The following is a 26,572-nucleotide window of genomic DNA, read 5'->3' as shown; positions in this document are numbered from 1 at the left end:
GCCAACAACTCCTATCATTTGGTATAGTGTATAAAGAAAGGGGGTACTATGGTTTCCATACGTGACATCGCCAAACAATCTGGCTATTCCATCTCAACTGTTTCTCGCTACATCAACAAATCAGGTTATGTCTCACAAGAAGCTGCCGAAACAATTTCAGCTATTATAAAAGAACTAGATTACAGCCCTAGTCAGATTGCTAGAGACTTAAGTGCTGGCCATACTCGAAAAATCGGTGTTGTAGTGCCTCATGTTCGGCATACCTACTTTACTGAATTGATAAAGGGGTTGCTAGACGCAGCCCTAGAGAGTCATTACCAGCTCCTATTTTTACCATCGGATTACAGTATTGAAGCTGAGAAATCCTATCTGGAACAGCTACGGAGCAATGCTTTTGATGCACTAATCTTTACTTCTCGGGCTATTGATATACAGACCATAGCTAGCTACCGAAAATATGGCTCCATTGTCTGTCTGGAAGAAACAGACTTACCTGAGTTAATTTCTATCTCAGTGGATCGAAAACCTGGATATCAAGCTCTCTTTAAATGGATCCAGAAGCATAACCCCCAGAAAATAGCTTTGTTATTCTCTCGAAACAGTCCAATCAGCCCCACTTTTCGTGAAACCCTATCAGTCTTTGAGGGAATTTTCAAGGGCGTAGAGTATGTAACTTTTGGGGGATTAATGAGATATGAGGATGCAGGATGGATTTTTGAAAAGCTGTGTATGCAAAAAGGTTTAGACTGCATTGTTTCCAATAGCGATGACTTAGCAGTCGGACTACTAGAATTCTATAAAAAAGCTGGTATAGAACCGCCACTCATTGTCAGTCAAACCAGTCAGTTGTCTGGGAAACTGCTCAATATCCCCAGCATTGACAACTATTCTTACCAACTTGGCACACTTGCTTTTAAAGCGGCTATTGCAAAAAATCCCCATTCAATCTGCTTGCCATCAAAATTTCTAATCAAAAGAAAATAAAAGTGGTTTAGGCCACTTTTTAGTTTTGCTAGTTTACTTGTATCTCTTGATACCCATTTTCTGTTATAATGAATTGTTAGAGATTACTACGAAAGGTCTTCTTATGACAAATCTTATCAAACACAAACGGGTGGAATTTAGCGAGCTTTTTTATGACCTCGTCTTTGTCTACGCGATTTCCAAAACGACTGCCCTCATCCATCATCTTCATCATGGGGTTCTATCCCTAGATGACATCTTCGGCTTCCTGATGTCACTTTTAGTTCTGGTCAATTCTTGGATGATTCAGACTGTCTACACGAATCGTTACGGAAAGAATTCTCTTTTCAATATGGTCGTTATGTTCGTCAATATGGCCATGCTGCTCTTGATATCAAATATGATTACTAATAACTGGCAATCCTATTTCCATACCTTCTGCTGGACCATTGGTACACTGACCTTGACCTTATTTTTCCAATACTTGGTTGAATACCTTCGAAAATCTACCACGCCGGCTAATCGTAAAAGCATCAAGGGTTTTCTTTGGATGACCGGTCTTCGAACTATTTTGGTCTACCTAGCTGCTCTTTTGCCAATTCATCTTGGGATTCATGTCTACATGACTGGGATTCTCCTAACCTTTATCATGCCTGTCCTATTGACACGAAAAGTTTCCCATTTTCAAATCAACCTGCCCCACCTGATTGAACGCATTTCGCTTTTAGTTATCATCACTTTTGGTGAGATGATTATGGGATTAGCTGATTTCTTTACCCTTGAACATTTCTCCATCCGTTCTATCCTTTACTTTATCATCATGGTCAACCTCTTTATGAACTATTTTGGTCAGTTTGACCATGCCATTGATGAAGAAGGGGAAAATAAAGGAATCTTCTTGATTTATAGCCACTATCCGATTTTTATCGGCTTAATTATGGTCACTGTTTCCATGAACTTTCTGGTTAATCCAGAAGCCAATCGTTTTTTGCGACTAGCTTCTTCTATGCTGGTATCGGGCTCTTCCAAGCTGCCATTCTTGCAAATGGTTATTTTAACAAGAGCTACCTCAAGTATGACAAGCTCTATTATGGATTACAAGCTGCATTCTTCTTTATCGGACTGCTTCTTTCCCTTCTGTTCTCAGACAACCCAACCATCGTCATTGCTATCGCAACTCTGATGACCTTAGCAATGGAAATTCATTTTACTCATTTTTATATGACTCAAACTAAGAAATTCTCAACACCTAATTGGGAGTTATTCTAATCAAACTAAAAATCCCATCTAGTTCCAGATGGGATTTTCTTTATCTATTAATTTCCAAATACCTTGAAGCGGTTTTCTGTTTGGATTTCTTTGTCAGCAGCTGGTGCCTTGATTGCTCCAAATGGTGCTTGAGCACGGAGTTTCCAGTTGGCTGGGATATCATATTTTTCAGCCAATTGTGCATCTACTAAGGGGTTATAGTGTTGCACATTGAGACCAATATTTTGCTCAGCTAAAGCCAACCATGTCGCATAAAGAGCAATTCCGTGGCCTTGCTCTGACCAAAGTGGGAAGTTTTCAGCGTAAAGTGGAAATTGCTCTTGAAGACCTTTGACAACATCCTGATCTTCATAAAAAAGAATGGTTCCTTTGGCTTGAGCGAAACCTGCCAAGCGTTCTTTTGTTCCTTCAAAGGCTTCAGCTGGTGTCACTTTTTCAAGTTCTGAGTAGGCAATCTCATTCCAGAAAGCATCTGACTCTTCATCCAACAGAATTACAACTCGTGACGTTTGTGAGTTGAAAGCTGTTGGTGTTTGGAGAATTGCTCCTTGGATGGTATCAATCAATTCTTGATTTGTAAGGTTTACATCTTTGCCCAAAGCATAGATGGAGCGGCGTTTTGCTTGTAAATCTGAAAAGTTTGTCATTATTTTTTCCTCTTTCTGTTTAAAAAGTTGTTTGAATCCGTTAAAGATATTCATAGCATCCTTTCTTTGTTGTAATAATATTTGTTACAATATCTATTATACAGTTTTTTGAAACATTGTCAATAATTAGTGATATTTTTTTTGATATTTTTTATTTTTCTAAATCTATCTATGCCACAAGACCTTCTTTATCTACAAATCTTACTCAGTAAATGCCGACAAGCTGATAAACTTACTCTATCATTTGCACGCAGATAATAATAGACCTCATAGAACTTCTTATCGCATATAAGCTCAGCTTTTATTGGAACATAAATTCATTTTCATGGGGAACAGGCAGAAAAGTTCAACAGCTATTTAAGAATGACTCTAACAAAAAGCCTAGTAGACAACAATTCTACTAGACTCTTTTCTAATCGATTACAATCATGGCCTTAATGGTCTTACGTTCGTCCATGTCTTTATAGGCTTGATCAATCTCGTCCAAACTATAGCTATTAGTGAAGACACGTCCTGGATTGATATCGCCATCAAGGACAGCCTTGAGCAAAATTTGCTTATCGTAAGTCGTGACGGAGGCTGCTCCGCCTGCCACCGTAATGTTTTGGGCGAAGGTCGATCCAAGAGCACGGTTGTTATAATGAGGAACTCCAACAAAGCCCATCCGACCACCATTGTGAAGGACTCCCAGTGCCTGGTCAACAGCTGCTTCTGTCCCGACACATTCGAGAGCTGCATCTGCTCCTCCTCCAAGGATTTCACGGACTTTGGCAATTCCTTCTTGACCACGTTCAGCTACAACAGCTGTCGCACCTGATTCCAAGGCCATTTTTTGGCGATCTTGGTGACGGCTCATGAGGACGATTTGCGATGCACCACGTATTTTAGCAGCAATCACTGCACATTGTCCAACCGCTCCATCACCGATGACAACTACCTTATCACCAGGCTTGACGTCAGCAACACGCGCTGCATGGTAACCTGTCGGCATAACATCCGCCAATGTCAAGAGAGACTTGAGCATGCCTTCTGTATAATCAGAAGGTTGACCTGGAACTTTGATAAGGGCCCAATTGGCAAAGTGGAAACGGATGTACTCCGCTTGAACCCCATCAGACCAGTTGGTGCCAATATGGCGGTCACAGGTACCGTCATATCCTGCTCGACAAGCATCACATTCCCCGCACCCATGAGTAAAGGGAGCAATGACAAAGTCACCTGGCTTAACCGTTGTAATGGCCTCACCGATTTCTTCGACAATCCCGATAGCTTCATGCCCACTATTTTGATGGCCCTTTTCGATGTCTGGATTGCGGTAGCTCCATAAGTCAGAACCACAGACACAGGTCCGAACGATACGAATGAGAGCATCATCTGGCGCCTCTATTCGCGGACGCTCCACTTCTACTAGACCCACTTCCCCAGCTTTTGTATAGACTGTTTTCTTCATAGAACATACCTGCTTTCTATTTCTTCCTTGCTTTTAGTATACACCTTTATTATCTATTTTGTAAGTAGAATATGGGCTTGAAGCTTCTAATGAAAATTTCCTCTTTTGCGCCATTTGCTTGCTCTTAATTAAGTAATCAATTTGATTGGCTTAATAAATGTTTTAAAAATCTAGCAAAAGACCTTGAGAAAATATTCTCAAGGTCTTGTTCATAATATGTAGTTTAAATACAGGACATGATGGTCTTCTGTGTTAATCAGACTCTCGTATCATAGCTTACTTTTAAAAATCATCTTCATCATCGTCATAAACACATTCGCCATGGATTTTGATGTAGTCTTCACGCTTTCTATCCAACTCTTCCCAAATAGGATCGTCAATAGCATCAATCGTCTGAATTTCTTCCAAACTCATCTCATTTGCTTTATCAAAGGTCAAAGATAAGATATCTTGGTGCTTTTCCTTGAATTCCTCGATTGTTAGCCATGTTTTCTTATCATCTTCACTGATTTGTCCATTAAATATTGTGGCAATCTCAATAGCCATGATATAGAACGCTCTTTTATCAAGAGTGAGCAATTCAAGATGGGTAGAAGCCAAACGTAAACAGTCTCCATTTTCGCGAAAATCTGTTACATAAGCATCTTCATAATCTAAATTCAAATATTCATCAATTTGTGAATAAAAACGATATTTTAGCCCTTCTTGTATCGGAACATGCAACCAACGTTCATCATAATCCTGTTTATCTAGTTTTAGATGAATGGCTATATCATTCCTATCTCTGATTTGAAGAAAACCAGAATAGGAGAGAGGGATACCTTCTCCTTGATAATTTTCAAACCACATTTTCTTAGCTAGTTCTAAGTAATCAAATGGAATTTCTTTGGTGTAATCGCCTTTGATATATAGTCTCACTCGTCGTCCTCTTCGTCTAACTCCACTTCTCCATGGATTTTGATGTATTCTTCATTCCTGCGGTCGTCTTCTTCCCAAACTGGATCTTGAACATCATCCATAAACGGAATTTCTTCAAGGCTCATCTCATTAGCCTGTTCATAACTCATCGAAAGGATATCTTCATGCCGTTTTTTAAATTCCTCCACACTTAACCAGCTCTCTTTATCATCTTCGCTAATCAGACCATCAATCGCAGTCGCAATTTCAATCGCCATAATGTAGAAGGCACGTTTATCAACAGTTAGAAGATCAAGGTGGGTAGAAGCTAAACGTAGACAGTCTCCTTTTTCTCGATAGTCTGTTGCTGGATTATCTTCGTAATCTAATTCAAGATTTTCATATACATGACTCCCAAATTTGTTGGTAATCCCTTCTTTCAACTGAATATTATTCCATCTATTATCATGCATCCACTTATTTAATTTTAAGTGAATAGTTGGGTCTGTTTTAAATGGGCGAGTATTTCCAAAATAAGAAAAATCTACTCGCTTACCATCCTTAGTATCAAACCACATTCTCTTCGCTAGTTCTAAATAATCAAATGGAATTTCTTTGGTGTAATCGCCTTTAATATAAATTCTCAATCGTCTTCCTCTTCGTCTAACTCCACTTCTCCATGGATTTTGATATACTCCTCGCGTTTTCTATCCAATTCTTCCCAGAGTGGCTCGTCAATGGCTTTCATAACCTTTATCTCTTCTAAACTAATATCGACTGCTTCGTCGTAGGTCAAATTCAGTAGATCTTTATGTTTCGTTTTAAATTCTTCAATACTCAGCCATGTTTCTTTGTCGTCTTCGCTGATTTGACCGTCAATGGCAGATGCTACTTCAATCGCCATGATATAGAGTGCTCGCTTATCAACCGTTAGAATATCCTTATGAGTCGTGATGATTCGAAGATAGTCTCCTTTTTCTCGCCCATCACTTTCATAAGAATCTTCAAAATTTAAATTTAAATTTTCACGCTTAAAAGTCGCCCAAGAGTCTTTTCCTATTCTAAAATCAGCCATTCCCCAACGCTCATCATTTGAAGAAAATTTATCTAGAGTTAAACTCAAATAAAAATTTTCATCAAATGCATAAGAAAAACCAACTTTCACTCCCTTACGTTCTTTGAACCACATTTTCCAAGGATATTCCATACAGTTTTGGTAAATACTAGTTTCGTAGTTGCCTTTAAGATATAGTCTCACTCGTCTTCCTCGTCGTCATAAACACGTTCACCATGGATTTTAATATATTCTTCGCGAAGCCGTTCTTCCTCTTCCCATATAGGATCTCTTACCGGTACCATTGTCTTTAATTCTTCCAAACTAAGCTCAACCGCTTCATCATAAGTCAGTGAAAGAACATCCTTGTGCAACTCCTTAAATATCTCTACATCCACCCAGGTCTCTTTGTCATCCTCGCTAATCTGCCCATCAATTGCTCTCGCAACCTCGACTGCCATAATGTATAAGGCACGTTTATCTACGGTTAAAACATCTATATGGGATGTTGCGATACGTAGATAATCTCCACGTTCTCTCCACTCTGTAATGAAAGTTTTTTCAAATTCAAGTGTTATACTCTCATATTCCAAAGACAACCAAGGGTTACTAGGAATTATAAAAGGAGCCTTATCCCATCTTTCGTCAACTGAAGACCATTTGTGTAACCGAACACCAAAGTAAAAATCATCCTGCAACATCTCATCATCTCCAACATTGGAGAAACTTATTTTCTTGCCACTCCGTTCCTTAAACCACATCTGCCAAACAAGCTCTCTTGTCGTAAAGGTTATTTTTTGCTTAAAATCACTTTTGATGTAAATTCTCACTCGTCTTCCTCGTCGTCATAAATTCGTTCACCATGGATTTGGATATACTCCTCACGCTTCCGATCCAATTCTTCCCAGATGGGATCGTCGATAGTGTCAATCGTTTGAATTTCTTCCAAACTCGTCTCATTTGCTTCATCAAAGGTCAGAGATAAGATATCTTGGTGCTTTTCCTTGAATTCCTTAATTGTTAGCCATGTTTTCTTATCATCTTCACTGATTTGACCGTCAATCGCAGTCGCAATTTCAAGTGCCATAATATACATAGCTCGTTTATCAACTGTTAAAACCTCCAGATAATTCGCAGCGATTCTTAGATATTTGCCCTTTTCTCTACCATCGCTTTCATAACTTTCCTCATAATCCAAATCAATATTTTCATATTTTTGGGAATTGATTGCACTGCCACCTTTAGCCTTGACATCTTTCCAACGAGAGCCACTTGCTCCCCACTTATCTAACCTCAAAGATAAATAGAAGTCATTTTGCAACATCTCGTCATCCCCGACATTTGAGAAACTTATTTTTTGACCGTTTCTTTCTTTAAACCACATTTTCCATGCGAGTTCTCTGTAGCCAAATGGCACTTTTCTAGTATAGTCACCTTTTATATATAGTCTCATAAATCTGAGATAACTCCTTCATATACAAGTACGTATTCTTTCCTTTACACCATTTTTTCAGTCATTATACCACATCCAAGGCGAAAGAAGAAGCATGAGCAGGGAATTCTGATACCGGTTCTATAAACTTCCACAGCGGTTAGCCTTAATAAAAGTGAACGATAAAAAATAGAGAGTGGGACAGAAATCGGTAATTCGTTAGAATTCGATTTTGTCGTCCCACCTCCGCACAGTTGAGTAGGGCTGTAAAAGCTGATGAAATCAGCGTAGTAGAGCCCACTCAACCACTGCGTCTTGCTCGACAATCCAAAGACAATTTAGAGGCTAGGACTTTTGTCCCAGCCTCTAAAAAATTATTTCACAACGATATTAACAAGTTTATTCGGTACACTAATCACTTTCACGACTTCTTTATCGGCGATTTCAGACTTGATTTTCTCATCTGCCAGAGCGATTTCCTGCAGTTCCTCACGGCCCAAGTCTTTGGCTACGACTAGCTTAGCACGAACTTTACCCTTGATTTGAACTACGATTTCGACCTCTGCTTCGACAAGCTTGCTTTCATCATAAGTTGGCCAAGCTACGTAGGAGATACTCTCGCCGGTTTGAGCTAGTGACTGCCAGAGTTCTTCAGCCAAGTGTGGTGCGAAAGGCGCCAGCAATTGAATGAAACCTTTGGCGTATTCAACATAGAGCTTTTCTTCCTTGTTGGCTGCATTGACAAAGATCATGAGCTGGGCAATGGCTGTGTTAAACTTGAGCTCCTCAATCTGCTCTGTGACAGCCTTAACTGTTTCATGATAGACCTTGTCAAGAGCTCCGCTATTTTCCGCAACGATTTCTTTGCTTGTCATCAAACGGTAAACACGATCGAGGAACTTACGACTGCCTTCAAGACCTTCCTCGCTCCAAGCGATGGAAGCATCCAGTGGCCCCATGAACATTTCATAAACACGAAGCGTATCGGCACCATATTGCTCTACTACATCGTCTGGGTTGACCACATTCTTCAAAGACTTAGACATCTTAGCAGGCGCTTGCTCTAGTTCTTCTCCCGTTTCGATGTTGAAGAAAGAACCATCGCGTTTTTCCACCTTGTCAGTCGCCACAAGTGCTCCACGGTGATCACGGTAGCTAGTCCCCAGAATCATCCCTTGGTTAAAGAGTTTTTGGAAAGGCTCTTTGGTCGGAACCACCCCAAGATCATAGAGGAACTTGTGCCAAAAGCGAGCGTAGAGAAGGTGGAGCACGGCATGCTCTGCACCTCCGATGTAAATATCAACTGGAAGCCAAGCCTTCAGCAACTCTTCGTCTGCTAATTTCTCATTGTTATGCGGGTCAATGTAACGCAGGTAATACCAGCTAGAACCAGCCCATTGAGGCATAGTGTTGGTTTCACGGCGTCCTTTAACACCATCTTCCCGAGTCACTTCCAGCCAGTCAGTCAGATTAGCCAGAGGGCTTTCACCGGTACCAGATGGGCGGATATCCTTGGTTACAGGCAAGACAAGCGGCAATTCACTTTCTGGAACAGCCGTTGAAGTCCCGTCTTCCCAATGAATGATTGGAATCGGCTCACCCCAGTAGCGCTGACGGCTAAAGAGCCAGTCGCGCAGGCGATAGGTGACTTTTTCATTTCCGACACCTTCCGCTTCCAGCCAAGCAACCATTTTTTCAATAGCGGCAGCCTTGTCCAAGCCATCTAGGAAGCCGGAGTTAATATGCGGACCGTCTTCTGTATAAGCAGCTTCAGCAACATTGCCACCCTCTAGAACCGGAATAATCTCCAAGTCAAACTGCTTAGCAAACTCCCAGTCGCGCTCGTCATGCGCAGGAACAGCCATGATAGCCCCTGTTCCATAGCTTGCAAGCACATAGTCGGCAATCCAGATTGGGATTTCCTTACCATTGACAGGATTGATAGCATAAGCTCCTGTCCAGACACCGGTCTTCTCCTTAGCTAGATCTGTCCGAGCCAGGTCAGATTTGAGGCTGGCTGCATGTTTGTAGTCTGCTACTGCTTGGGCTTGTTCGGCACTTGTAATGGCATCAACGAGAGCATGCTCTGGAGCTAAGACAGCATAGGTTGCACCAAAAAGGGTGTCCGGACGAGTCGTAAAGACAGTAAAGTCCTTATCTGTATCCTTAATCTTGAAAGTTACATTAGCACCGGTTGATTTACCGATCCAGTTACGCTGCATGTCCTTGATAGACTCTGGCCAGTCCAGTTCCTCCAAGTCATTGAGCAAACGTTCTGCATAGGCTGTGATTTTCAGCATCCACTGACGCATAGGCTTGCGGACAACTGGATAGCCACCGCGCTCAGATGTGCCGTCTGGCAGAACTTCCTCATTGGCAATAGCCGTTCCCAGCTCTTCCACCCAGTTTACTGGTACTTCTGCTTCATAAGCCAGACCTTTTTCGTAAAGTTTTGTGAAAATCCACTGAGTCCACTTGTAGTAGTTAGGGTCAGTAGTATTGACCTCCCGATCCCAGTCATAAGAGAAGCCCAGAGCATTGATTTGGCGCTTGAAGTTGGCAATGTTTCCCGCTGTAAAGTCAGCCGGGTCATTGCCTGTATCCATAGCATATTGCTCAGCTGGCAAACCAAAGGCATCCCAGCCCATAGGATGAAGGACGTTATAGCCCTGAGCTCGCTTGTAGCGGCTAAGGATATCTGTCGCTGTGTAGCCCTCTGGATGCCCTACATGGAGCCCCGCTCCTGATGGGTAAGGAAACATGTCCAGCGCATAAAAGTTAGGCTTGTCCTTGTCCGTACCTGTCTTAAATGTATGGTGCTCTGCCCAGTATTTTTGCCACTTAGGCTCGATTTCTCTATGATTATAAGTACTCATATTTATCTCCAACTTTTGTGATGTTACTATTATACCATTTTCAAAGGATTTTGAAAGATGGAATCCAGTTTTCACCGATAAAAACTATAAGCCATTTCTAAAGCGTTAATCTTTGATTGACCTCCAAAATTAAAAGGTGTATAATTCTGACTGGAGGAATAATCATGAATTTACAAACTATTTTCACTTATGTTTTCTTTGTTATTTTTATTAGCACAGAAATGTGGATTAAAAATAAAACTAAGTCAAACAATGTAAATGATTCTGCTGACAAAGGAAGTCGCTACATCATTATTGGTAGTGTTGTTTGTTGTCTTCTATTAATGAATGAACAACTTCTACCTTCTATAGCTCAATTGCCACCTTTTTTGATCTATGTTGGAATCCTCATCTCCCTAGCAGGGTTCGTATTGCGGATTTATGCGGTCAATTATCTCGGAAAAAACTTCACACTAGCCGTTCAAACAACTGATAATCAACAATTAGTAGACCATGGCCCTTATGCTATTGTGAGAAATCCTGCTTATACTGGCAGTATCTTGTCTATCCTTGGCCTATCGATTACTTCACTAAATCCTTTTACAATCATTATCTGTCTTATTTTACTAGTGGTAGGATATAGCATTCGACTTAAAGTAGAAGAAAAAGCCTTAGGTAATCACTTTGGAAAAAATTACGAAGCATATTGCCAAAAGGTTAGATACCGAGTTTTTCCTTACATCTGGTAATCTCACAAAAAAACAAGCCGCCTTGTCAGCCTTATAGTTGAAAGGTGGCTTGTTTTCTATTTTGCTTTTATTTATCCAAATCCGGATTCTTACTGTATATTTTTCTCAAAAGCAACCTCATTTATATAAATATGATATGAGCTTGGATTTTATTTTTATAGTAACTTTCTCAAAGGATTTTGAAAGACGCTAAAAATGGAGAATGGGGAAAATCTTTGTTGATTTACCTTGACTTATCTTTAAAAACAGATAGAATTAAAATTAAATTCATATGAATAAGGGAGAGCTATGATTATGAGAAAGACTTTGTTTCAGATTATTGAGCCCCACCAGCAGGAAAGTTTTATTGAAGAAGCCTACGATATTTTCATGATCTTGGCCATCATTGTCAGTTTAATTCCTCTAACTTCAAAGAGTCATTCAGGAATCTTCATTTGGCTCGATCTAATAACAACGATTATTTTTATTATTGACTATGTTCTTAGGCTTGTCACTGCCGATTATAAATTACAGAAAGGACGGATTTCTTTCCTCCTCTATCCTTTTACTTTCTTGGCTATGGCTGATTTGCTCTGCATATTACCATCACTCTTTTTATTAAACGACAGTCTGCGTCTATTTAAGATTTTACGTATGCTTCGTACCCTGCGTATCTTTAAATTTTTCCGCTATTCCAAGAACATTCAGATCTTGACAAATGTCTTAAAAAAACAGAAAGACAGTCTGATTATTGTAGGGGTTTTAGCACTCGGATATATCTTTGTTTCCGCCCTTGTCATTTTCAACGTAGAGCCTAGTACTTTCCCTACCTTCTTTGACGCCCTTTATTGGGCAACGATTTCCCTGACTACGGTTGGCTATGGGGACATTTACGCGATATCAACTACCGGAAAAATCATTACAATGATCTCTTCATTTTTAGGAATTGCAATTGTTGCACTCCCCGCTGGTATCATTACAGCTGGCTATATGAAAGAAATCAAAGAACTATAAAATCTGTTTAGGGTTCCCTAAACAGATTTTTTGTATATGCATTCACTTTTCTATAACTTTAGCTGAGGTTTCTTTCATTTCTTAACCTTTTTAATAAAAAAGTGGAGTGTTAATAGAGCAACAATAATAAGTGAAATATAAATTAGCATAAAGGAATTAGAAAGATGATCCCCACTAGCATTCTGCAATACTACTCCATAAGATTCCTTGTATTCATTTACCACCGAGCTTGGGGCACTATCAAATACTTGAGCAATTGAGTCTTTCATCAAAACTTGTTTTAAAAGTGCATTCACTTGTGTCATAGGAAACCAAGACATAACCTGCTGCAATGTTTCCCCAACTGAACCGATAGAAAGATAAACTCCTGAAATAAATCCGATAAAGGTACCAACAATCGTACTTAAAGTGGTAAAAGCTGAACTTGTTCGAATAAAGGCTAATACAGGAAGAACAATAGTAGCTGATAAAACTGTTGATAAGCTAACAATTCCAAAAATCTTTAGATAGTCCATAGCCGAATAATCTAGAAGTGAACTAAAACCGTTGAAAATCCCAATCGCAAAGACACAAGAGAACATGGTGAGGATTATCCCAAATAAGATTGCAAAAATAGCATAGGATAATTCAACCTTGAAATCTTCACTCAGTTTCTTTTCCTTATCTGAGACCATTACTCCAAACGCTCCTAAAGTACTGGTCATAGAAATAATCGTCGTCAAACCTGATATCAACCAATAGTTTACCATCTTAATCGTATCGCTCGAAGCAGTGTCGCTACCTAACGCCTCCTTAATGGCATCAATCTGGAGTTGGCCTAGAAAGACTTGATAGACTAAAATTAAAATAATAACTGACAAGAATGACATGAAAAACGCCAAACGATCTCTCGTGTATACTTTCCTATTTCTAGAAATTAGCTCAAACATTCATTTCTCCTCCTGTTTCTTTTAATAAGTTCAAATAAGCTGCTTCCAAGTTTGAATATTCCACATTAAATGCTTCAATGATAGACTTATCTTGGTTTTCAGAAATAATTTCCATCATTTCTTCAACAGAAACATCTTTAAAAACAATCTCTCTTTCTGACAAAACTTGACATTTGTTCATAAATTGCGATACCGACAGTGATGTTACAAACTGCCCTTCTTTTAAAAGCAAATTCAAGTTAGTTGTTGAATGCTTTTCAATAAAAGTAGCAATATCTCCTGAGTAATAAAGATTCCCAGAAATTAAAACATGTAGAATATCACATCCAGCCATCTCTTCTAAATAGTGAGTGATGAGAACTACCGTCATATTATCTTTCTTATTCAACTGATGAATGGCATTCCATAAATCATGTCGAGATTGCGGATCTAGACCAGTGGTTGGCTCATCCAGCAATAAAAGTAATGGTCGAGGTAGCAGAGCACGAGCAATATCTACTTTACGTTTCTGCCCTCCTGACAAGCTCCCATATTTTTTATTTTTAATAGATGCAACATCTAGATAGTTTTGTAAATCCTTCATCCTCTCCAAGACCTTGCTCTTAGATAAGCCATACAAGGCACCTCTAGATACCAAATTTTCCTCTACTGTTAAATTTTCATCCAAACGATTGCTTTGAAAAACGATTCCGATATGGCGATAAAAATCTTTTACGGATAGAGGATGCCCGTCAACTTCCCAGCTAATATCTCCTGAGCTTTGTTTGAAATTTTGAATGAGGAGATTAAAGAGAGTCGTTTTACCAGCACCATTGGGCCCAAGAAGACCATAGAACTTGCCTTCTTCCAAAACTAAATCAATTCCTTTTAAGGCTTCAAAGGAGCCATAGTTTTTCTTAATATTTTTTAATCTAATTTCCATTTTCCCAAATCCCTTCTTCAAGAAGAAGTAACTTCTTTTTTCTACTCCCACTATTATAAGAGATCAATAAACCGAAGTGTGAGGACATTCATGTCCTATTTAAAAAACTCTATGAGTTCCTAGACTCACAGAGTTCTGTTGCTTATTCATCAATTTTACTATAGCGGCTTATATCCTGCTCCCAGTCCAGTCTCATATTCTCCTTAAGGACATCTTCTGGCAATAGCTCTAGCATTAACTTTACCTTTTGATAGTTGTCCTCAGCTTTTTCGAGATTGTTTTCTAAGAAGAGGGCGATTTTCCACTGAAGCGCATAGCTAAAGACACGATCTTGAAAGTCGTTTCGCCTCAACATCAGCTCTTCCAGAGCTCGTAATATTTTAGGTAGGAGGTCATATTCTTGATAGTGAGACAAGACCCCCGCTGCAAAAATGATTCTGGTCTGAATTTTTTCCAATCCATTGGTCGGATAATCAGCTACTGCCACAAGTAACTTGTTTAGCAAATAAGTAAACTCCTTCTTATCAAAATCTTTCAAACCAAGCGCCAACAGGCGTAAATCAATGATTTCTAGATCCATTTCCGTCAATTTTTCCTTGGCCAAAGCCTGATCCAGATATTCATCTATTAAGCCTTGATCATAGGCGATATTTTCCGTTAAAACCATATCGTTCTTGGCCTGCTTAATCTGAAGATAAAGTTGTTCTTCCTCAGGGAGCTGATCGAAATACTTCCGATAGATTTCCTCGATCAGCTCTTCTCTCTGTTGAAGACGCTCTCCATCTCCATAGTGATATAGCTTTTCCAAGCGATACTTCAACTCAAGATAGCCAGACGGTAACTCTAATCGCTCTCTATTTGCTAGTGTATCCAGTGATACTTCCAGTTGCTCAGCAATATAGAGAGCTGTCGCGATGGTAGGCAGAGACTGGCCTTTTTCAATTCGCTGTAGTTGCCGCGTTGTCAAAATGTCTTCTTCCCCACAAATCGCTAGACGACTCAAGCCTTTTTCTTCTCTTAGAGATTGAATTTTCTGTCCTAGCTCTTCCTTAAATTCCACATCAGGCTCTCCTTCTTCCAGATATTTCCTATTATAGCATAATTTGATTATCAAAATTTATCTCTACAGCTACAAATAAAAACCTGACCAAAGAACTTCGTCTGAAGCTCCTCCAGTCAGGTTTTTACGTCTTCTTATGACTTGTTTGTTACCAAATAATCACCCGCTCTTCTGGGCTCCGCCACATGCCGTCTCCCTCTTTCACATCAAAGGTTGTAAAGAAGTCATCAAAGTTTGGCAGCTGTATATTGGTCCGAAGCTTGGCCGGCGCATGGACATCGACGCTTGCCAGGAGCTTCATATATTCCTCCCGGCCCTTCATCCGCCAGATACGGGCAAAGTTGGTAAAGAATTCCTCTGCAGAGAAATCTGCTTCTTGCTTGGCTGCTTCTAGGGCTGCTGCAATACCGCCCAAATCTGCCACGTTTTCTGAAACGGTCAGCTTGCCATTGACCTTAGCACCATAGGAATCCTGCCCTTCAAACTGGTCAATAACCTTTTGAGTCCGTTCAGTAAAGGCTTGATAGTCGTGCTCCGTCCACCAATTATTAAGGCTACCATTTTCATCAAAGGAAGCACCATTGGTATCAAAAGCATGAGAAATCTCATGGGCAATGACCGCTCCAATACCACCGTAATTAGCTGATGAAGACTGGTGCAGGTCGTAGAAAGGCGCCTGCAGGATAGCTGCTGGAAAGACAATCAGATTTTTCTGCGGATTGTAGTAGGCATTGACCATATGAGCTGGCATACCCCATTCCTTATAATCTACTGGTTGATTCCACTTGCTCCAGCTGTACGCAATATCAATCTGGCTCAGCTTCTGAGCATTTTCAAAGAGCGTCAGATTTTCATCCACAACCTTGCGAGAATAGCGCTCAGGAAGCTCGTCTGGATAACCAATATAAGGCTTGATGACATTAAGTTTGACAATGGCCTTGTCACGAGTTTCTGGTGTTAGCCAGTCATTCTGAGCTAGGCGGTTCTTGTAAACTTCAATCATCGTTGCCACTTTCTGCTCCACATCAGCCTTGGCTTCTGGTGAGAACTTTTGACCGGCATACCAAAGACCGATCGCTTGATTAAAAGGCCCCTGAGCTAGGTAATAGGCAGCTTTTTTCTTGTCCTGAGCTTGAGGAGTTCCTGATAAAGCACGTTGATAAGCACCTGCTAAGACACGGATGTCATCCGTTAGATAAGGGGTCGTATTGCGGACCGCAGAGAGAATCAGTAAAGCGTGGAGTTTATCCCAGTTCGCGGCTGTATAAATATCTTTAGCTGCTTTCCAGAAGCGTTCCTCAGGCACAATGACTTGGTCGGGTTCTTGACCGATTAACTTGGTAAAAATATCTGCCAAAGGCAACTCTGGTAGCAAGGCTTTGAAATCGTCCCACTTATAAGGATGGTAGAGCTTAGCATACTCAGAGCTCTCTTCATTAGAAAGAACATACTGAGCAAAAACAGCATCCAACTCTAAAACCTTGTCTAAAATATCCTTGATTTCCTCTTCAGTAAAATCAAATTTTGCTAGCAAATCTTCCTGTGCCTTTCGCCATTTTGCAAGCAGATCTGCTTTCTGCGGATGGTCTTCCGCATAGTAGGTCGTATCTGGCAAAATAGTGCCCGGTCCATCCGCCCAGAGAACATTGATCCGAGCATCCATAAAGTCAGGCGCTACACCAAAGGGGAAATAAGTCGGCTTACCAGCCAGCTCAAAGTCTGCAATCTTAGAAGCATATTCTTCAAAAGACGCTAGGTTACGAATTTCATCAATGTAAGCACGCGCAGGCTCAACCCCTGCTGCTTCCCGCTTATCATAATCCGCTGCTAGGCGATGGTAAGCAACAAAGTTCTTCAGAATAGCATCTTCTGGTACTCCATCTCCAGCTAGCCATTTGTCGGTCGTAGAGAGCATGAGGTCTTCAATTTCCTCAGCCAAGTCCATAAAGCCACCTGTAACTGGTTTATCGTCGGGAATAACAGCTGTCTTGGCCCATTCGCCATTTATTGCATCATAAAAATCATCTTGCAGTCGTGTCATCTTTTTCTCACTTTCATGCTTTTGATATAACCTTATCAAAAATAGCTTTGATTTTCAAATCTTTGTTAAATATTTCCCATATTTTGCAAAATTAACTTGACTTAATTTTTATGTTAAGGTATATTAATACCGTAGAGGTGATATACATGATTGAGATACAAAACCTAAGTGTCAGCTATCAGGGCCAGCTGGCATTAGATAATGCAAACGTAACTATAAAAGGCCCTACTATTACAGGAATTATCGGCCCAAACGGGGCTGGAAAATCCACCCTTATTAAAGGTTTATTGGGAATCGTCGACCACCAAGGCCAAGCTTTACTGGATGGTCAGCCCTTAGACAAAGAACTAAAACGAATTGCCTATGTAGAACAAAAAATCAATATTGACTATAACTTTCCTATCAAGGTAAAAGAGTGTGTTTCTCTTGGGCTTTATCCTAAGATAAAGCTTTTCCAAAGATTAAAGACTTCTGACTGGGACAAGGTCAACCAGGCTCTAAAAATCGTTGGTTTAGAGGATTTTGCTGAACGTCAAATCAGTCAACTCTCTGGCGGTCAATTCCAACGGGTCTTGATTGCGCGCTGCCTAGTCCAAGAAGCGGATTATATTTTCCTTGATGAGCCCTTTGTCGGTATTGATTCTGTCAGTGAAGAGATTATTATGAAAACACTCCGTCAGCTAAGAAAAGACGGGAAGACGATTTTGATTGTCCACCATGACTTGAGCAAGGTGGTCGCTTATTTTGATCAGGTCTTGCTACTTAACAAAAAAGTCGTCGCTTTCGGATCAACCGAGAGTACCTTCACCAAAGAAAATATGCAGCAGACCTACGGCTCTCAGCTCTTTATGAATGGAGGTGCCTAGGATGATTCAGGAATTTATTCAAGGCTTACATGACTTTCATTTCCTGCAAAATGCTTTGATTACAGCCATTGTGATTGGAGTGGTGGCCGGTGCCGTTGGCTGCTTTATCATTCTGCGGGGCATGTCACTCATGGGGGATGCCATCTCTCACGCGGTGCTGCCCGGTGTGGCCCTGTCTTTTATTTTGGGGATTAATTTCTTCATCGGTGCCATTACCTTTGGCTTACTAGCTTCCATTATTATCACTTATATCAAGGGCAATTCTATTATCAAAAGTGACACGGCTATCGGAATTACTTTTTCTTCCTTCCTGGCTCTGGGGATCATTTTGATTAGCGTTGCCAAGAGTTCGACCGACCTCTTCCATATCCTCTTTGGGAATATCTTGGCGGTACAAGACCTTGATATGTGGATTAGTATTGGCGTGGGTATTTTGGTGCTGCTGGTCATTAGTATTTTCTTCAAGCAACTTTTGCTGACGTCCTTTGACCCGCTTTTGGCCCAAGCTATGGGAATGAAGGTTAATTTTTACCACTATTTGCTGATGATTCTCTTGACTTTGGTTTCTGTCACAGCTATGCAAAGTGTCGGAACGATTCTGATTGTGGCCATGCTGATTACACCAGCTGCGACAGCCTATCTCTATGCCAAGAGTCTCAAGACCATGATTTTATTGTCATCTGCCTTGGGGACTGGTGCATCTGTTTTAGGCCTCTTCATCGGTTATAGTTTTAATGTTGCAGCAGGTTCTAGTATCGTTCTAACCTCTGCCCTGATCTTTTTGGTTTCATTTTTTATCGCACCAAAACAGCGGTATTTAAAAAGAAAAGTAAAATAATATATTTATGGAGGATTTCCAATGAAAAAATGTCGTTTCTTAGTTCTGCTTTTGCTGGCTTTTGTCGGCCTAGCAGCCTGCTCTAGTCAAAAAAGCAGTACTGACTCTAGCTCTTCCAAGCTAAATGTCGTTGCAACCAATTCAATTATCGCAGATATCACAAAAAATATCGCTGGCGATAAAATCAATCTGCACAGTATTGTCCCTGTCGGTCAGGATCCGCACGAATACGAACCTCTGCCCGAAGATGTCAAAAAGACTTCTAAGGCTGATCTTATTTTCTACAACGGTATCAACCTTGAAACAGGTGGTAATGCTTGGTTCACTAAATTGGTAGAAAATGCCCAGAAGAAAGAAAACAAGGACTACTATGCTGTCAGTGAAGGCGTTGATGTCATTTACCTAGAAGGCCAAAATGAAAAAGGAAAAGAAGATCCTCATGCTTGGCTAAACTTGGAAAATGGGATCATCTATGCGCAAAATATTGCCAAACGCTTGATTGAAAAAGACCCTGACAATAAGGCTACTTACGAGAAAAATCTCAAAGCTTATGTAGAGAAGCTAACTGCTTTGGACAAGGAAGCCAAAGAGAAATTCAACAACATCCCAGAAGAAAAGAAAATGATTGTGACCAGCGAAGGCTGCTTCAAGTACTTCTCTAAGGCCTACAATGTGCCATCAGCCTACATCTGGGAAATCAACACTGAAGAAGAAGGTACTCCAGACCAAATTAAAAGCTTGGTTGAAAAACTGCGCAAGACCAAAGTCCCATCTCTCTTTGTCGAATCAAGTGTAGACGACCGTCCGATGAAGACTGTTTCTAAAGACACAAATATCCCAATCTACGCTAAAATCTTCACCGACTCAATCGCTGAAAAAGGCGAAGAAGGAGACAGCTACTACAACATGATGAAATACAATCTGGATAAAATTTCTGAAGGATTGGCCAAATAATAACAAAAGGTTAGGAAGCAATCCTAACCTTTTTATGCAAAGAAAAAATTGGGCTGAAATGTAGGCGCTCTCAAATTTCCAGTCAAATTATTCGAAAAAAACATTGATTCGGGGTACAATGAAGCTATCAAACATGAATGGAGACTTTTATGACAACTTTTCTCGGAAATCCTGTAACCTTTACTGGAAAACAACTACAAGTCGGTGACGCAGCCCATGATTTTAGCCTGACAGCAACGGATCTATCAAAGAAAACTCTGGCTGACTTTGCTGGCAAAAAGAAAGTCCTGAGCATCATCCCATCTATCGATACTGGTGTCTGCTCAACTCAGACTCGCCGCTTCAACCAAGAACTCTCTGACTTGGACAACACTGTTGTTATCACAATTTCAGTTGATTTGCCATTTGCACAAGGCAAGTGGTGCGCTACTGAAGGTATTGAGAATGCTGTCATGCTGTCTGACTACTTCGACCATTCTTTCGGCCGCGACTACGCTGTCCTCATCAATGAATGGCACCTTTTGGCCCGTGCAGTTCTCGTTCTGGATGAGAACAACACTGTGACCTATGCCGAATATGTCGATAATATCAACACTGAACCTGACTATGATGCGGCGATTGCAGCAGTAAAAAACTTATAATCATCACGACCACTCAAACTGAGTGGTCTTTTTATGTCTAATTTTGAAAAAAAGAGAGTCTGAAACTTTTGATAGAAATGGCTCTAAGATTATTTCTTTTCTCACTTATGAAACAAATCCTCTTAAGTTCTGACGTCTGCAAAAGAACTCCCCCTGTCACCAGAGAGAGTTCGAAAAATACGATTCGTTTTTAGAAGGCTTAAACAATTCTTCCTTGATCGACAACTAGTTTTCCTGCCTTGTAGACCTGATGGGTTAGGTTAGTCGCAAAGAAATAAAGTGGATAGTCAATATTCTTAGCATCTAGGATGGTAATGTCAGCCTGCTTGCCAGTATCAAAGCTACCAATCTTATCTTGACGGTTAACTGAGTAGGCCGCATTGATGGTTACAGCGTTGAGAACTTCCACTGGCGTCAGACGCATCATAAAGCAACCCAGTTGCATGACGAACTGCAGGTTAGCTGTCGGACAAGAGCCCGGATTGCTGTCGGTGGTCAGGGTAATAGCCATACCAGCTTCCAGCATTTTGCGGGCTGGTGCATAGGTATCTTCCATCAGACTGAAGGTAGTTGCTGGCAGAAGATTCCCGATAACCTTGGCTTCTGCCATCTTGCGAATGCCATCATCAGTCGCCATCATCAAGTGTTCCGCACTGGTTGCTCCTAGCTCAGCCGCTACATCCACCCCGCCGATAGACTCGATTTCATCAGCATGGATACGAAGTTTGAAGCCCATTTCCTTAGCTTTAGAAAGTAAGTAGCGTGACTCGTCAGCTGTAAAGACGCCTTTTTCACAGAAAATATCACAGAACTCAGCTAGATTTTCTGCTTTTACCCGAGGCAGCATTTCCTCGACGATGAGCTCCAGATATTCCTGAGAACGTCCTTTATATTCCGGCGGAACGGCGTGGGCAGCCATAAAGGTTGAAACTAGATCAATATCATGGTCACGGTCCAAAGCTCCAACAACATCTAGCTGACGCTTCTCTGTTTCCCAGTCCAAACCATAGCCACTCTTGGCCTCAACCGTTGTCACCCCATGAAGCAACATATAGTCCAATAGCTTCTTGGATTTATCATACAGATTTTCAAAGGAAGCTTCTCGCGTTGCTCGAACTGTACTGAGAATTCCGCCACCTTGAGCAAGAATTTCCAGATAAGGGACTCCGGCTAATTTCTTAGCAAATTCATGCTCCCGGCTGCCACCGTAGACCAAGTGAGTGTGACAGTCGATTAAGCCGGGCGTAGCAATCTTACCCTCATAAGACTGGATCTTAGTATCTGGTCCAATCAGACTAGCATCTGGTTCTCCGCTGCCAACAGCTAAGATTTTGCCGTCTTTGACTGCAATGTAGCCGTCTTCTAACACTCGAGCTTCCTTCATCTCCGCTCCAAAAAGAGGGTGCCCAAGATCATTAGGACAAAAGACTTGATTAAAGTGAGTTAATAGTAAATCAGCAGTCATGTTTCTTCCTCCATTTTATTTCTAACATTTTTACTTGCTTTTCATCATAATACACTATCGTCAAATTATAGTCAAAAGCTTTTAAAAAATAGGAAATTCTCTTTTTTTCTATTTTATTTTTTTTCTTGACTTTTTATGGACGGGGGTCTTATAAAATAAGGTCGAAACATATTTTATACTTGACTTAATAAGGAGGAATCTTCATGTCATACTTTAGTGAAAATGAAATTGCAGCAGCAATGACCGTCAAATTAGACGATGTCTTGCCTGAAAAAACGGTTTTCCAAGAAGGCATTCGACGTGCACCTGACCGGGGCTTCCGTCTCACTCAGGCGCAAACAGAAATCGCTCTAAAAAATGCTCTTCGCTATATTCCAAAAAAATTCCACGAAGAAGTGATTCCAGAATTTTTAGAAGAGTTAAAAACTCGCGGACGGATTTATGGCTACCGCTGGCGTCCAAAAGAACGTATCTATGGTAAACCAATTGATGAGTATAAAGGAAACTGTACCGCAGCTAAAGCTATGCAGGTCATGATTGACAACAACCTGAGCTTTGAAATCGCCCTCTATCCTTATGAATTGGTTACTTATGGGGAAACTGGATCTGTCTGCGCTAACTGGATGCAGTATAATTTAATTAAAAAATATCTGGAAGTGATGACCGACCATCAAACTTTGGTTGTAGAATCTGGTCACCCTGTTGGTCTCTTCAAATCCAAACCAGAAGCTCCTCGTGTCATCATCACCAACGGTCTCTTAGTCGGTGAATACGACAATATGAAAGACTGGGAAATTGCAGAAGAAATGGGGGTCACCAACTACGGTCAAATGACAGCCGGCGGTTGGATGTACATCGGCCCTCAAGGTATTGTCCATGGTACTTTCAACACCCTCCTCAATGCTGGGCGTTTGAAACTGGGCGTGGCAGATGATGGTGATCTAACCGGCAAACTCTTCATCTCTTCTGGTCTAGGTGGTATGAGTGGAGCTCAAGGGAAAGCAGCCGAAATTGCTAAAGCTGTGGCAATCGTAGCTGAAGTAGACCAATCTCGGATTGAAACTCGTCACTCCCAAGGCTGGATTAGTCAATTAGCCGAAAGTCCAAAAGAAGCAATCGAGCTAGCTCAGAAAGCTCTGGAAGCTGGTGAATCAACTTCCATTGCCTATCATGGTAACATTGTAGACCTCTTGGAATACGTCAACGAGAACAATATCCATGTAGATCTACTGTCTGACCAAACTTCTTGCCACAATGTTTACGACGGTGGCTACTGTCCGGCTGGTATCAGCTTTGAAGAGCGGACTCGCCTCTTGGCTGAAGATAAGGAAAGCTTTGCTAAGCTGGTTGACCAAACCTTGGAACGTCACTTCAAGGCAATCAAGACCCTGACTAGCAATGGTACCTACTTCTTTGACTACGGCAATGCCTTTATGAAGGCAGTCTATGACTCTGGCATCAAGGAAATTTCTAAGAATGGCTTTGATGATAAAGACGGCTTCATTTGGCCATCTTATGTAGAAGATATCATGGGCCCAATGCTCTTTGACTATGGTTATGGTCCTTTCCGTTGGGTATGTCTGAGCGGTAAACACGAAGATCTAGTCGCTACTGACCATGCAGCTATGGAAGTGATTGACCCTAACCGCCGCTATCAAGACCGCGACAACTACAACTGGATCCGTGATGCAGAAAAGAACCAGCTGGTTGTTGGAACTCAGGCTCGCATTCTCTACCAAGACTGTATGGGACGCGTCAATATCGCCCTCAAGTTCAATGAATTAGTCCGCGAAGGCAAGATTGGCCCTGTCATGATCGGACGTGACCACCACGACGTATCTGGTACCGACTCACCATTCCGTGAAACTTCTAATATTAAGGATGGTTCTAACGTTACCTGCGACATGGCCGTGCAATGTTATGCTGGTAATGCAGCTCGTGGTATGAGTCTAGTAGCTCTCCACAACGGTGGCGGAACTGGTATCGGTAAAGCAATCAATGGTGGCTTTGGCTTGGTACTGGACGGCAGCGAACGCATCGATGAAATCATCAAATCTGCTATCGCTTGGGATACAATCGGCGGAGTCGCTCGTCGTAACTGGGCACGTAATGAGCATGCCATCGAAACTGCTATCGAGTACAACCGTCTCCACCAAGGAACAGACCACATCACCATTCCGTACTTAACTGATGAAGATTTGGTCAAAGAATCTGTTAAGAAATTGTTCGAATAGGAAAAACTTGTCCCCCAACTTCTGAACTGAGCTAGATCTCACATCTAGCTCAGCTGGAAGTTCCACTTTATCTACTTTGTAAATTTTAATAACATATAACACGAGGTAATATCTTATGGCAAAAATTGTTGAATGTATTCCTAACTTTTCTGAAGGCCGCAACCAAGCGGTCATTGACGGTCTAGTGGAAGTAGCTAAGAGCGTGCCAGGCGTAACACTTCTGGACCACTCTTCTGATGCCAGCCACAACCGCAGCGTCTTTACCCTGGTCGGTGACGATCAAAACATTCAGGAAGTTGCTTTCCGTTTGGTCAAATACGCTTCTGAAAATATTGACTTGACCAAGCACCAAGGTGAACACCCTCGTATGGGCGCAACTGATGTCCTGCCTTTTGTACCTATCAAGGACATCACAAGTGAGGAATGCGTAGAAATTGCGAAGACCGTATCTGAGCGGATCAACCGTGAGCTCGGTATTCCTATCTTCCTCTATGAAGATGCAGCGACTCGTCCAGAGCGTAAGAACTTGGCCAAGGTTCGTAAGGGACAATTTGAAGGAATGCCTGAAAAACTCTTGGAACCAGACTGGGCGCCTGACTACGGTGAAAGAAAGATTCACCCAACTGCTGGTGTCACTGCTGTCGGAGCTAGAATGCCACTCATCGCCTACAACATCAACTTGGATACAGACAATCTAGAAATTGCCAACAATATTGCCAAAATCATCCGTGGATCAAGCGGTGGCTACAAATACTGTAAAGCGATTGGCGTTATGCTGGAAGACCGCAACATTGCTCAGGTTTCTATCAACATGGTCAATCTGGAAAAATTCCCACTCTATCGTGTTTTTGAAACTGTTCGCTTTGAAGCCAAGCGCTACGGAGTTGGAATCCTCGGCTCAGAAGTCATCGGTTTGGCACCAGCCAAGGCTTTGATTGACGCTGCAGAATACTATCTGCAAATCGAAGACTTTGACTATGGCAAGCAAGTTCTGGAAAACCATTTGCTGGGCTAGGAGGACAGAAACCTATGAAATTAGTAGATTTAAGCTTGACAGAATTTGCCCAAGTCCTAGGCTCAGATGCTCCTGCACCAGGAGGCGGCTCTGCCGCTGCTCTTTCCGCAGCCAACGGTATTTCCCTGACTAAGATGGTCTGTGAATTGACTCTTGGCAAGAAAAAATACGCAGAATTTGAAGCAGAAATTGCTCAAGTGCATGCAGAAAGCGCCCGCCTGCAAGAAAGCTTGCTCGCAGCTATTGACAAGGACACTGAAGCCTTCAATCTAGTCTCCGCCGTCTTTGATATGCCTAAGGAAACAGAGGAAGACAAGGCTGCCCGTCGAGAAGCGATGCAGCAAGCCCTCAAGGAAGCGACCAAGTCACCTTATGGCATGATGGAAGACATCTTGGCTGCCCTGCAAACAACCCAAAAGGCTGTCGGCAAGTCCAATACCAATGCTGCTAGCGACCTAGGCGTGGCAGCTCTTAACCTTAAGGCTGGTCTACAAGGGGCTTGGCTCAATGTCCTCATCAATCTATCAGGTGTCAAGGATGAAGCATTTGTCGCAGACTACCGCAGCAAGGGTGAAGAGCTACTGCAAAAAGGCTGCGCTCTAGCAGATGAAATTTATCAAGAAATTTTGAAAGTTGTCTAATAGATAAACGGAAGAGAAGGCCACTCTTTCCCATGAATGGACTTCCTCTTCTCAAGAGGTAACAATATGGTTTTATCAGATATTGAAATTGCGAATTCGGTTCAAATGAAGCCCATCAAAGAGGTGGCAGAAAAGCTAGGAATTGCTGAAGACGCCTTGTCTCTTTATGGAAATTACAAGGCAAAAATCAGTGCTGGCCAACTGGAAGCCTTAAAAGACAAGCCAGACGGCAAACTGATTCTCGTGACAGCTATTTCTCCAACACCAGCCGGAGAAGGCAAGACAACGACTTCTGTCGGATTGGTCGATGCTTTGGCTGCTATCGGTAAAAAAGCCGTTATCGCTCTACGGGAACCTTCACTCGGACCTGTCTTTGGTATCAAGGGCGGAGCTGCTGGCGGTGGACACGCTCAAGTTGTGCCAATGGAAGACATCAATCTCCACTTCACTGGTGACTTTCATGCCATCGGTGTTGCCAACAACCTGCTGGCAGCCCTCATTGATAACCACATCCATCATGGAAATGCCTTAGGCATCGACTCTCGCCGCATCACTTGGAAGCGGGCAGTGGATATGAATGACCGGCAACTGCGCCACATCGTAGACGGCTTGCAAGGCAAGGTCAATGGCGTTCCGCGTGAAGATGGATTTGACATT

Annotated in this window: 25 protein-coding genes; 12 read left to right on the top strand and 13 right to left on the bottom strand. The window is 41.7% G+C overall.

All coding sequences use genetic code 11. From position 1 onward, the window contains the following. Nucleotides 1-48: 48 nt before the first annotated feature. Entirely contained in the window at nucleotides 49-984 is a 936-nt protein-coding gene (locus tag HMPREF0847_RS06265; RefSeq protein ID WP_008809769.1) for a LacI family DNA-binding transcriptional regulator, read from the top strand. A 103-nt stretch (nucleotides 985-1,087) separates the two neighbouring features. Further along, on the top strand, nucleotides 1,088-2,146 hold the full coding sequence (locus HMPREF0847_RS06260) for a low temperature requirement protein A (RefSeq protein WP_008809770.1): 1,059 nt from the start codon (nucleotides 1,088-1,090) through the stop codon (nucleotides 2,144-2,146). A gap of 133 nt (nucleotides 2,147-2,279) precedes the next feature. Here the strand turns inward: HMPREF0847_RS06260 and HMPREF0847_RS06255 are convergent, their stop codons facing one another. The 8 genes from HMPREF0847_RS06255 to leuS form a co-directional block, all read right to left on the bottom strand. Further along, nucleotides 2,280-2,879 (bottom strand): nitroreductase family protein, encoded by a 600-nt coding sequence (locus HMPREF0847_RS06255; RefSeq protein WP_008809771.1) that lies wholly within the window; start codon nucleotides 2,877-2,879, stop codon nucleotides 2,280-2,282. A gap of 412 nt (nucleotides 2,880-3,291) precedes the next feature. Next, nucleotides 3,292-4,329 (bottom strand): zinc-binding dehydrogenase, encoded by a 1,038-nt coding sequence (locus HMPREF0847_RS06250; RefSeq protein WP_008809772.1) that lies wholly within the window; start codon nucleotides 4,327-4,329, stop codon nucleotides 3,292-3,294. A 282-nt stretch (nucleotides 4,330-4,611) separates the two neighbouring features. Then, nucleotides 4,612-5,247, bottom strand: coding sequence for a hypothetical protein (locus HMPREF0847_RS06245; protein WP_008809773.1), 636 nt, complete (start codon nucleotides 5,245-5,247; stop codon nucleotides 4,612-4,614). Beyond that, nucleotides 5,244-5,873, bottom strand: a complete 630-nt coding sequence (locus tag HMPREF0847_RS06240) for a hypothetical protein (protein WP_008809774.1) — start codon at nucleotides 5,871-5,873, stop codon at nucleotides 5,244-5,246. The genes HMPREF0847_RS06245 and HMPREF0847_RS06240 overlap by 4 nt, the downstream gene beginning before the upstream one ends. Beyond that, nucleotides 5,870-6,484: a hypothetical protein gene (locus HMPREF0847_RS06235; RefSeq protein WP_008809775.1), complete on the bottom strand. Its 615-nt coding sequence runs from the start codon at nucleotides 6,482-6,484 to the stop codon at nucleotides 5,870-5,872. The genes HMPREF0847_RS06240 and HMPREF0847_RS06235 overlap by 4 nt, the downstream gene beginning before the upstream one ends. Then, nucleotides 6,481-7,110 carry a hypothetical protein gene (locus tag HMPREF0847_RS06230; RefSeq protein WP_008809776.1) on the bottom strand — a complete coding sequence of 210 codons (630 nt, stop codon included), beginning with the start codon at nucleotides 7,108-7,110 and terminating at the stop codon, nucleotides 6,481-6,483. The genes HMPREF0847_RS06235 and HMPREF0847_RS06230 overlap by 4 nt, the downstream gene beginning before the upstream one ends. Further along, nucleotides 7,107-7,733: a hypothetical protein gene (locus HMPREF0847_RS06225; RefSeq protein WP_008809777.1), complete on the bottom strand. Its 627-nt coding sequence runs from the start codon at nucleotides 7,731-7,733 to the stop codon at nucleotides 7,107-7,109. The genes HMPREF0847_RS06230 and HMPREF0847_RS06225 overlap by 4 nt, the downstream gene beginning before the upstream one ends. A gap of 353 nt (nucleotides 7,734-8,086) precedes the next feature. Then, nucleotides 8,087-10,588 (bottom strand): leucine--tRNA ligase, encoded by a 2,502-nt coding sequence (gene leuS, locus HMPREF0847_RS06220; RefSeq protein WP_008809778.1) that lies wholly within the window; start codon nucleotides 10,586-10,588, stop codon nucleotides 8,087-8,089. 164 nt (nucleotides 10,589-10,752) lie between these two features. Here leuS and HMPREF0847_RS06215 point away from each other — a divergent pair, with 164 nt between their 5' ends. Together HMPREF0847_RS06215 and HMPREF0847_RS06210 are read left to right on the top strand one after the other, a co-directional pair. After that, on the top strand, nucleotides 10,753-11,316 hold the full coding sequence (locus tag HMPREF0847_RS06215; RefSeq protein WP_008809779.1) for a methyltransferase family protein: 564 nt from the start codon (nucleotides 10,753-10,755) through the stop codon (nucleotides 11,314-11,316). Between the two features lie 294 nt (nucleotides 11,317-11,610). Then, nucleotides 11,611-12,309 (top strand): ion transporter, encoded by a 699-nt coding sequence (locus HMPREF0847_RS06210; protein ID WP_020992724.1) that lies wholly within the window; start codon nucleotides 11,611-11,613, stop codon nucleotides 12,307-12,309. A 74-nt stretch (nucleotides 12,310-12,383) separates the two neighbouring features. On the opposite strand, the gene HMPREF0847_RS06205 is transcribed toward HMPREF0847_RS06210, so the two are convergent. The 4 genes from HMPREF0847_RS06205 to HMPREF0847_RS06190 all read right to left on the bottom strand — a co-directional run bounded on the left by HMPREF0847_RS06205 (nucleotide 12,384) and on the right by HMPREF0847_RS06190 (nucleotide 17,261). Beyond that, the gene (locus HMPREF0847_RS06205; protein ID WP_008809781.1) at nucleotides 12,384-13,238 is read right to left on the bottom strand and encodes an ABC transporter permease; all 855 of its coding nucleotides are present in this window, start codon (nucleotides 13,236-13,238) and stop codon (nucleotides 12,384-12,386) included. Continuing rightward, a complete protein-coding gene (locus HMPREF0847_RS06200; protein WP_008809782.1) occupies nucleotides 13,231-14,160 on the bottom strand; it encodes an ABC transporter ATP-binding protein in 930 nt (309 codons plus the stop codon). Before HMPREF0847_RS06200 ends, HMPREF0847_RS06205 begins: the two co-directional genes overlap by 8 nt. A gap of 142 nt (nucleotides 14,161-14,302) precedes the next feature. After that, on the bottom strand, nucleotides 14,303-15,220 hold the full coding sequence (locus HMPREF0847_RS06195) for a helix-turn-helix domain-containing protein (protein ID WP_008809783.1): 918 nt from the start codon (nucleotides 15,218-15,220) through the stop codon (nucleotides 14,303-14,305). Nucleotides 15,221-15,368: 148 nt separating this feature from the next. Further along, nucleotides 15,369-17,261, bottom strand: a complete 1,893-nt coding sequence (locus tag HMPREF0847_RS06190; RefSeq protein ID WP_008809784.1) for a M13 family metallopeptidase — start codon at nucleotides 17,259-17,261, stop codon at nucleotides 15,369-15,371. A gap of 146 nt (nucleotides 17,262-17,407) precedes the next feature. On the opposite strand from HMPREF0847_RS06190, the gene HMPREF0847_RS06185 reads away from it, so the two are divergent. The 4 genes from HMPREF0847_RS06185 (at nucleotide 17,408) to tpx (ending at nucleotide 20,560) form a co-directional block, all read left to right on the top strand. Beyond that, nucleotides 17,408-18,127, top strand: coding sequence for a metal ABC transporter ATP-binding protein (locus HMPREF0847_RS06185; RefSeq protein ID WP_020992723.1), 720 nt, complete (start codon nucleotides 17,408-17,410; stop codon nucleotides 18,125-18,127). A gap of 1 nt (nucleotide 18,128) precedes the next feature. Beyond that, nucleotides 18,129-18,965 carry a metal ABC transporter permease gene (locus HMPREF0847_RS06180; protein ID WP_020992722.1) on the top strand — a complete coding sequence of 279 codons (837 nt, stop codon included), beginning with the start codon at nucleotides 18,129-18,131 and terminating at the stop codon, nucleotides 18,963-18,965. Between the two features lie 21 nt (nucleotides 18,966-18,986). Beyond that, nucleotides 18,987-19,919 carry a metal ABC transporter substrate-binding lipoprotein/adhesin ScaA gene (gene scaA, locus HMPREF0847_RS06175; protein WP_008809787.1) on the top strand — a complete coding sequence of 311 codons (933 nt, stop codon included), beginning with the start codon at nucleotides 18,987-18,989 and terminating at the stop codon, nucleotides 19,917-19,919. Between the two features lie 149 nt (nucleotides 19,920-20,068). After that, nucleotides 20,069-20,560: a thiol peroxidase gene (gene tpx / locus HMPREF0847_RS06170; RefSeq protein ID WP_020992721.1), complete on the top strand. Its 492-nt coding sequence runs from the start codon at nucleotides 20,069-20,071 to the stop codon at nucleotides 20,558-20,560. A 199-nt stretch (nucleotides 20,561-20,759) separates the two neighbouring features. Here tpx and hutI read toward each other — a convergent pair whose 3' ends face one another. Then, entirely contained in the window at nucleotides 20,760-22,025 is a 1,266-nt protein-coding gene (hutI, locus tag HMPREF0847_RS06165; RefSeq protein WP_008809789.1) for an imidazolonepropionase, read from the bottom strand. A gap of 203 nt (nucleotides 22,026-22,228) precedes the next feature. Between hutI and HMPREF0847_RS06160 the strand changes: the two genes are divergently transcribed. From HMPREF0847_RS06160 to HMPREF0847_RS06145, 4 genes are all read left to right on the top strand, one after another. After that, complete coding sequence (locus HMPREF0847_RS06160) at nucleotides 22,229-24,259, top strand: urocanate hydratase (protein WP_008809790.1); 2,031 nt, start codon at nucleotides 22,229-22,231, stop codon at nucleotides 24,257-24,259. Between the two features lie 115 nt (nucleotides 24,260-24,374). Continuing rightward, a complete protein-coding gene (ftcD, locus tag HMPREF0847_RS06155; RefSeq protein WP_002903832.1) occupies nucleotides 24,375-25,274 on the top strand; it encodes a glutamate formimidoyltransferase in 900 nt (299 codons plus the stop codon). A 14-nt stretch (nucleotides 25,275-25,288) separates the two neighbouring features. Continuing rightward, complete coding sequence (locus HMPREF0847_RS06150; RefSeq protein ID WP_002926667.1) at nucleotides 25,289-25,915, top strand: cyclodeaminase/cyclohydrolase family protein; 627 nt, start codon at nucleotides 25,289-25,291, stop codon at nucleotides 25,913-25,915. Between the two features lie 66 nt (nucleotides 25,916-25,981). Then, the coding region (locus HMPREF0847_RS06145) for a formate--tetrahydrofolate ligase (RefSeq protein WP_020992720.1) at nucleotides 25,982-26,572 on the top strand (591 nt) is incomplete at its 3' end.

Origin of the sequence: Streptococcus sp. 2_1_36FAA (assembly GCF_000161955.2) — a bacterium.
GTDB classification, from domain to species: domain Bacteria; phylum Bacillota; class Bacilli; order Lactobacillales; family Streptococcaceae; genus Streptococcus; species Streptococcus gordonii.
Note: the sequence above shows the minus strand (reverse complement) of the source record. Positions and strands in the feature narration are given on the sequence as shown.

Bases quoted from the DNA above. Each gene is read 5' to 3' on its own strand.
- HMPREF0847_RS06265 (WP_008809769.1), top strand. From the start codon at position 49: ATGGTTTCCATACGTGACATCGCCAAACAATCTGGCTATTCCATCTCA.
- HMPREF0847_RS06260 (WP_008809770.1), top strand. From the start codon at position 1,088: ATGACAAATCTTATCAAACACAAACGGGTGGAATTTAGCGAGCTTTTT.
- HMPREF0847_RS06255 (WP_008809771.1), bottom strand. From the start codon at position 2,879: ATGACAAACTTTTCAGATTTACAAGCAAAACGCCGCTCCATCTATGCT.
- HMPREF0847_RS06250 (WP_008809772.1), bottom strand. From the start codon at position 4,329: ATGAAGAAAACAGTCTATACAAAAGCTGGGGAAGTGGGTCTAGTAGAA.
- HMPREF0847_RS06225 (WP_008809777.1), bottom strand. From the start codon at position 7,733: ATGAGACTATATATAAAAGGTGACTATACTAGAAAAGTGCCATTTGGC.
- leuS (WP_008809778.1), bottom strand. From the start codon at position 10,588: ATGAGTACTTATAATCATAGAGAAATCGAGCCTAAGTGGCAAAAATAC.
- HMPREF0847_RS06215 (WP_008809779.1), top strand. From the start codon at position 10,753: ATGAATTTACAAACTATTTTCACTTATGTTTTCTTTGTTATTTTTATT.
- HMPREF0847_RS06210 (WP_020992724.1), top strand. From the start codon at position 11,611: ATGAGAAAGACTTTGTTTCAGATTATTGAGCCCCACCAGCAGGAAAGT.
- HMPREF0847_RS06205 (WP_008809781.1), bottom strand. From the start codon at position 13,238: ATGTTTGAGCTAATTTCTAGAAATAGGAAAGTATACACGAGAGATCGT.
- HMPREF0847_RS06200 (WP_008809782.1), bottom strand. From the start codon at position 14,160: ATGGAAATTAGATTAAAAAATATTAAGAAAAACTATGGCTCCTTTGAA.
- HMPREF0847_RS06190 (WP_008809784.1), bottom strand. From the start codon at position 17,261: ATGACACGACTGCAAGATGATTTTTATGATGCAATAAATGGCGAATGG.
- HMPREF0847_RS06185 (WP_020992723.1), top strand. From the start codon at position 17,408: ATGATTGAGATACAAAACCTAAGTGTCAGCTATCAGGGCCAGCTGGCA.
- HMPREF0847_RS06180 (WP_020992722.1), top strand. From the start codon at position 18,129: ATGATTCAGGAATTTATTCAAGGCTTACATGACTTTCATTTCCTGCAA.
- scaA (WP_008809787.1), top strand. From the start codon at position 18,987: ATGAAAAAATGTCGTTTCTTAGTTCTGCTTTTGCTGGCTTTTGTCGGC.
- tpx (WP_020992721.1), top strand. From the start codon at position 20,069: ATGACAACTTTTCTCGGAAATCCTGTAACCTTTACTGGAAAACAACTA.
- hutI (WP_008809789.1), bottom strand. From the start codon at position 22,025: ATGACTGCTGATTTACTATTAACTCACTTTAATCAAGTCTTTTGTCCT.
- HMPREF0847_RS06160 (WP_008809790.1), top strand. From the start codon at position 22,229: ATGTCATACTTTAGTGAAAATGAAATTGCAGCAGCAATGACCGTCAAA.
- ftcD (WP_002903832.1), top strand. From the start codon at position 24,375: ATGGCAAAAATTGTTGAATGTATTCCTAACTTTTCTGAAGGCCGCAAC.
- HMPREF0847_RS06150 (WP_002926667.1), top strand. From the start codon at position 25,289: ATGAAATTAGTAGATTTAAGCTTGACAGAATTTGCCCAAGTCCTAGGC.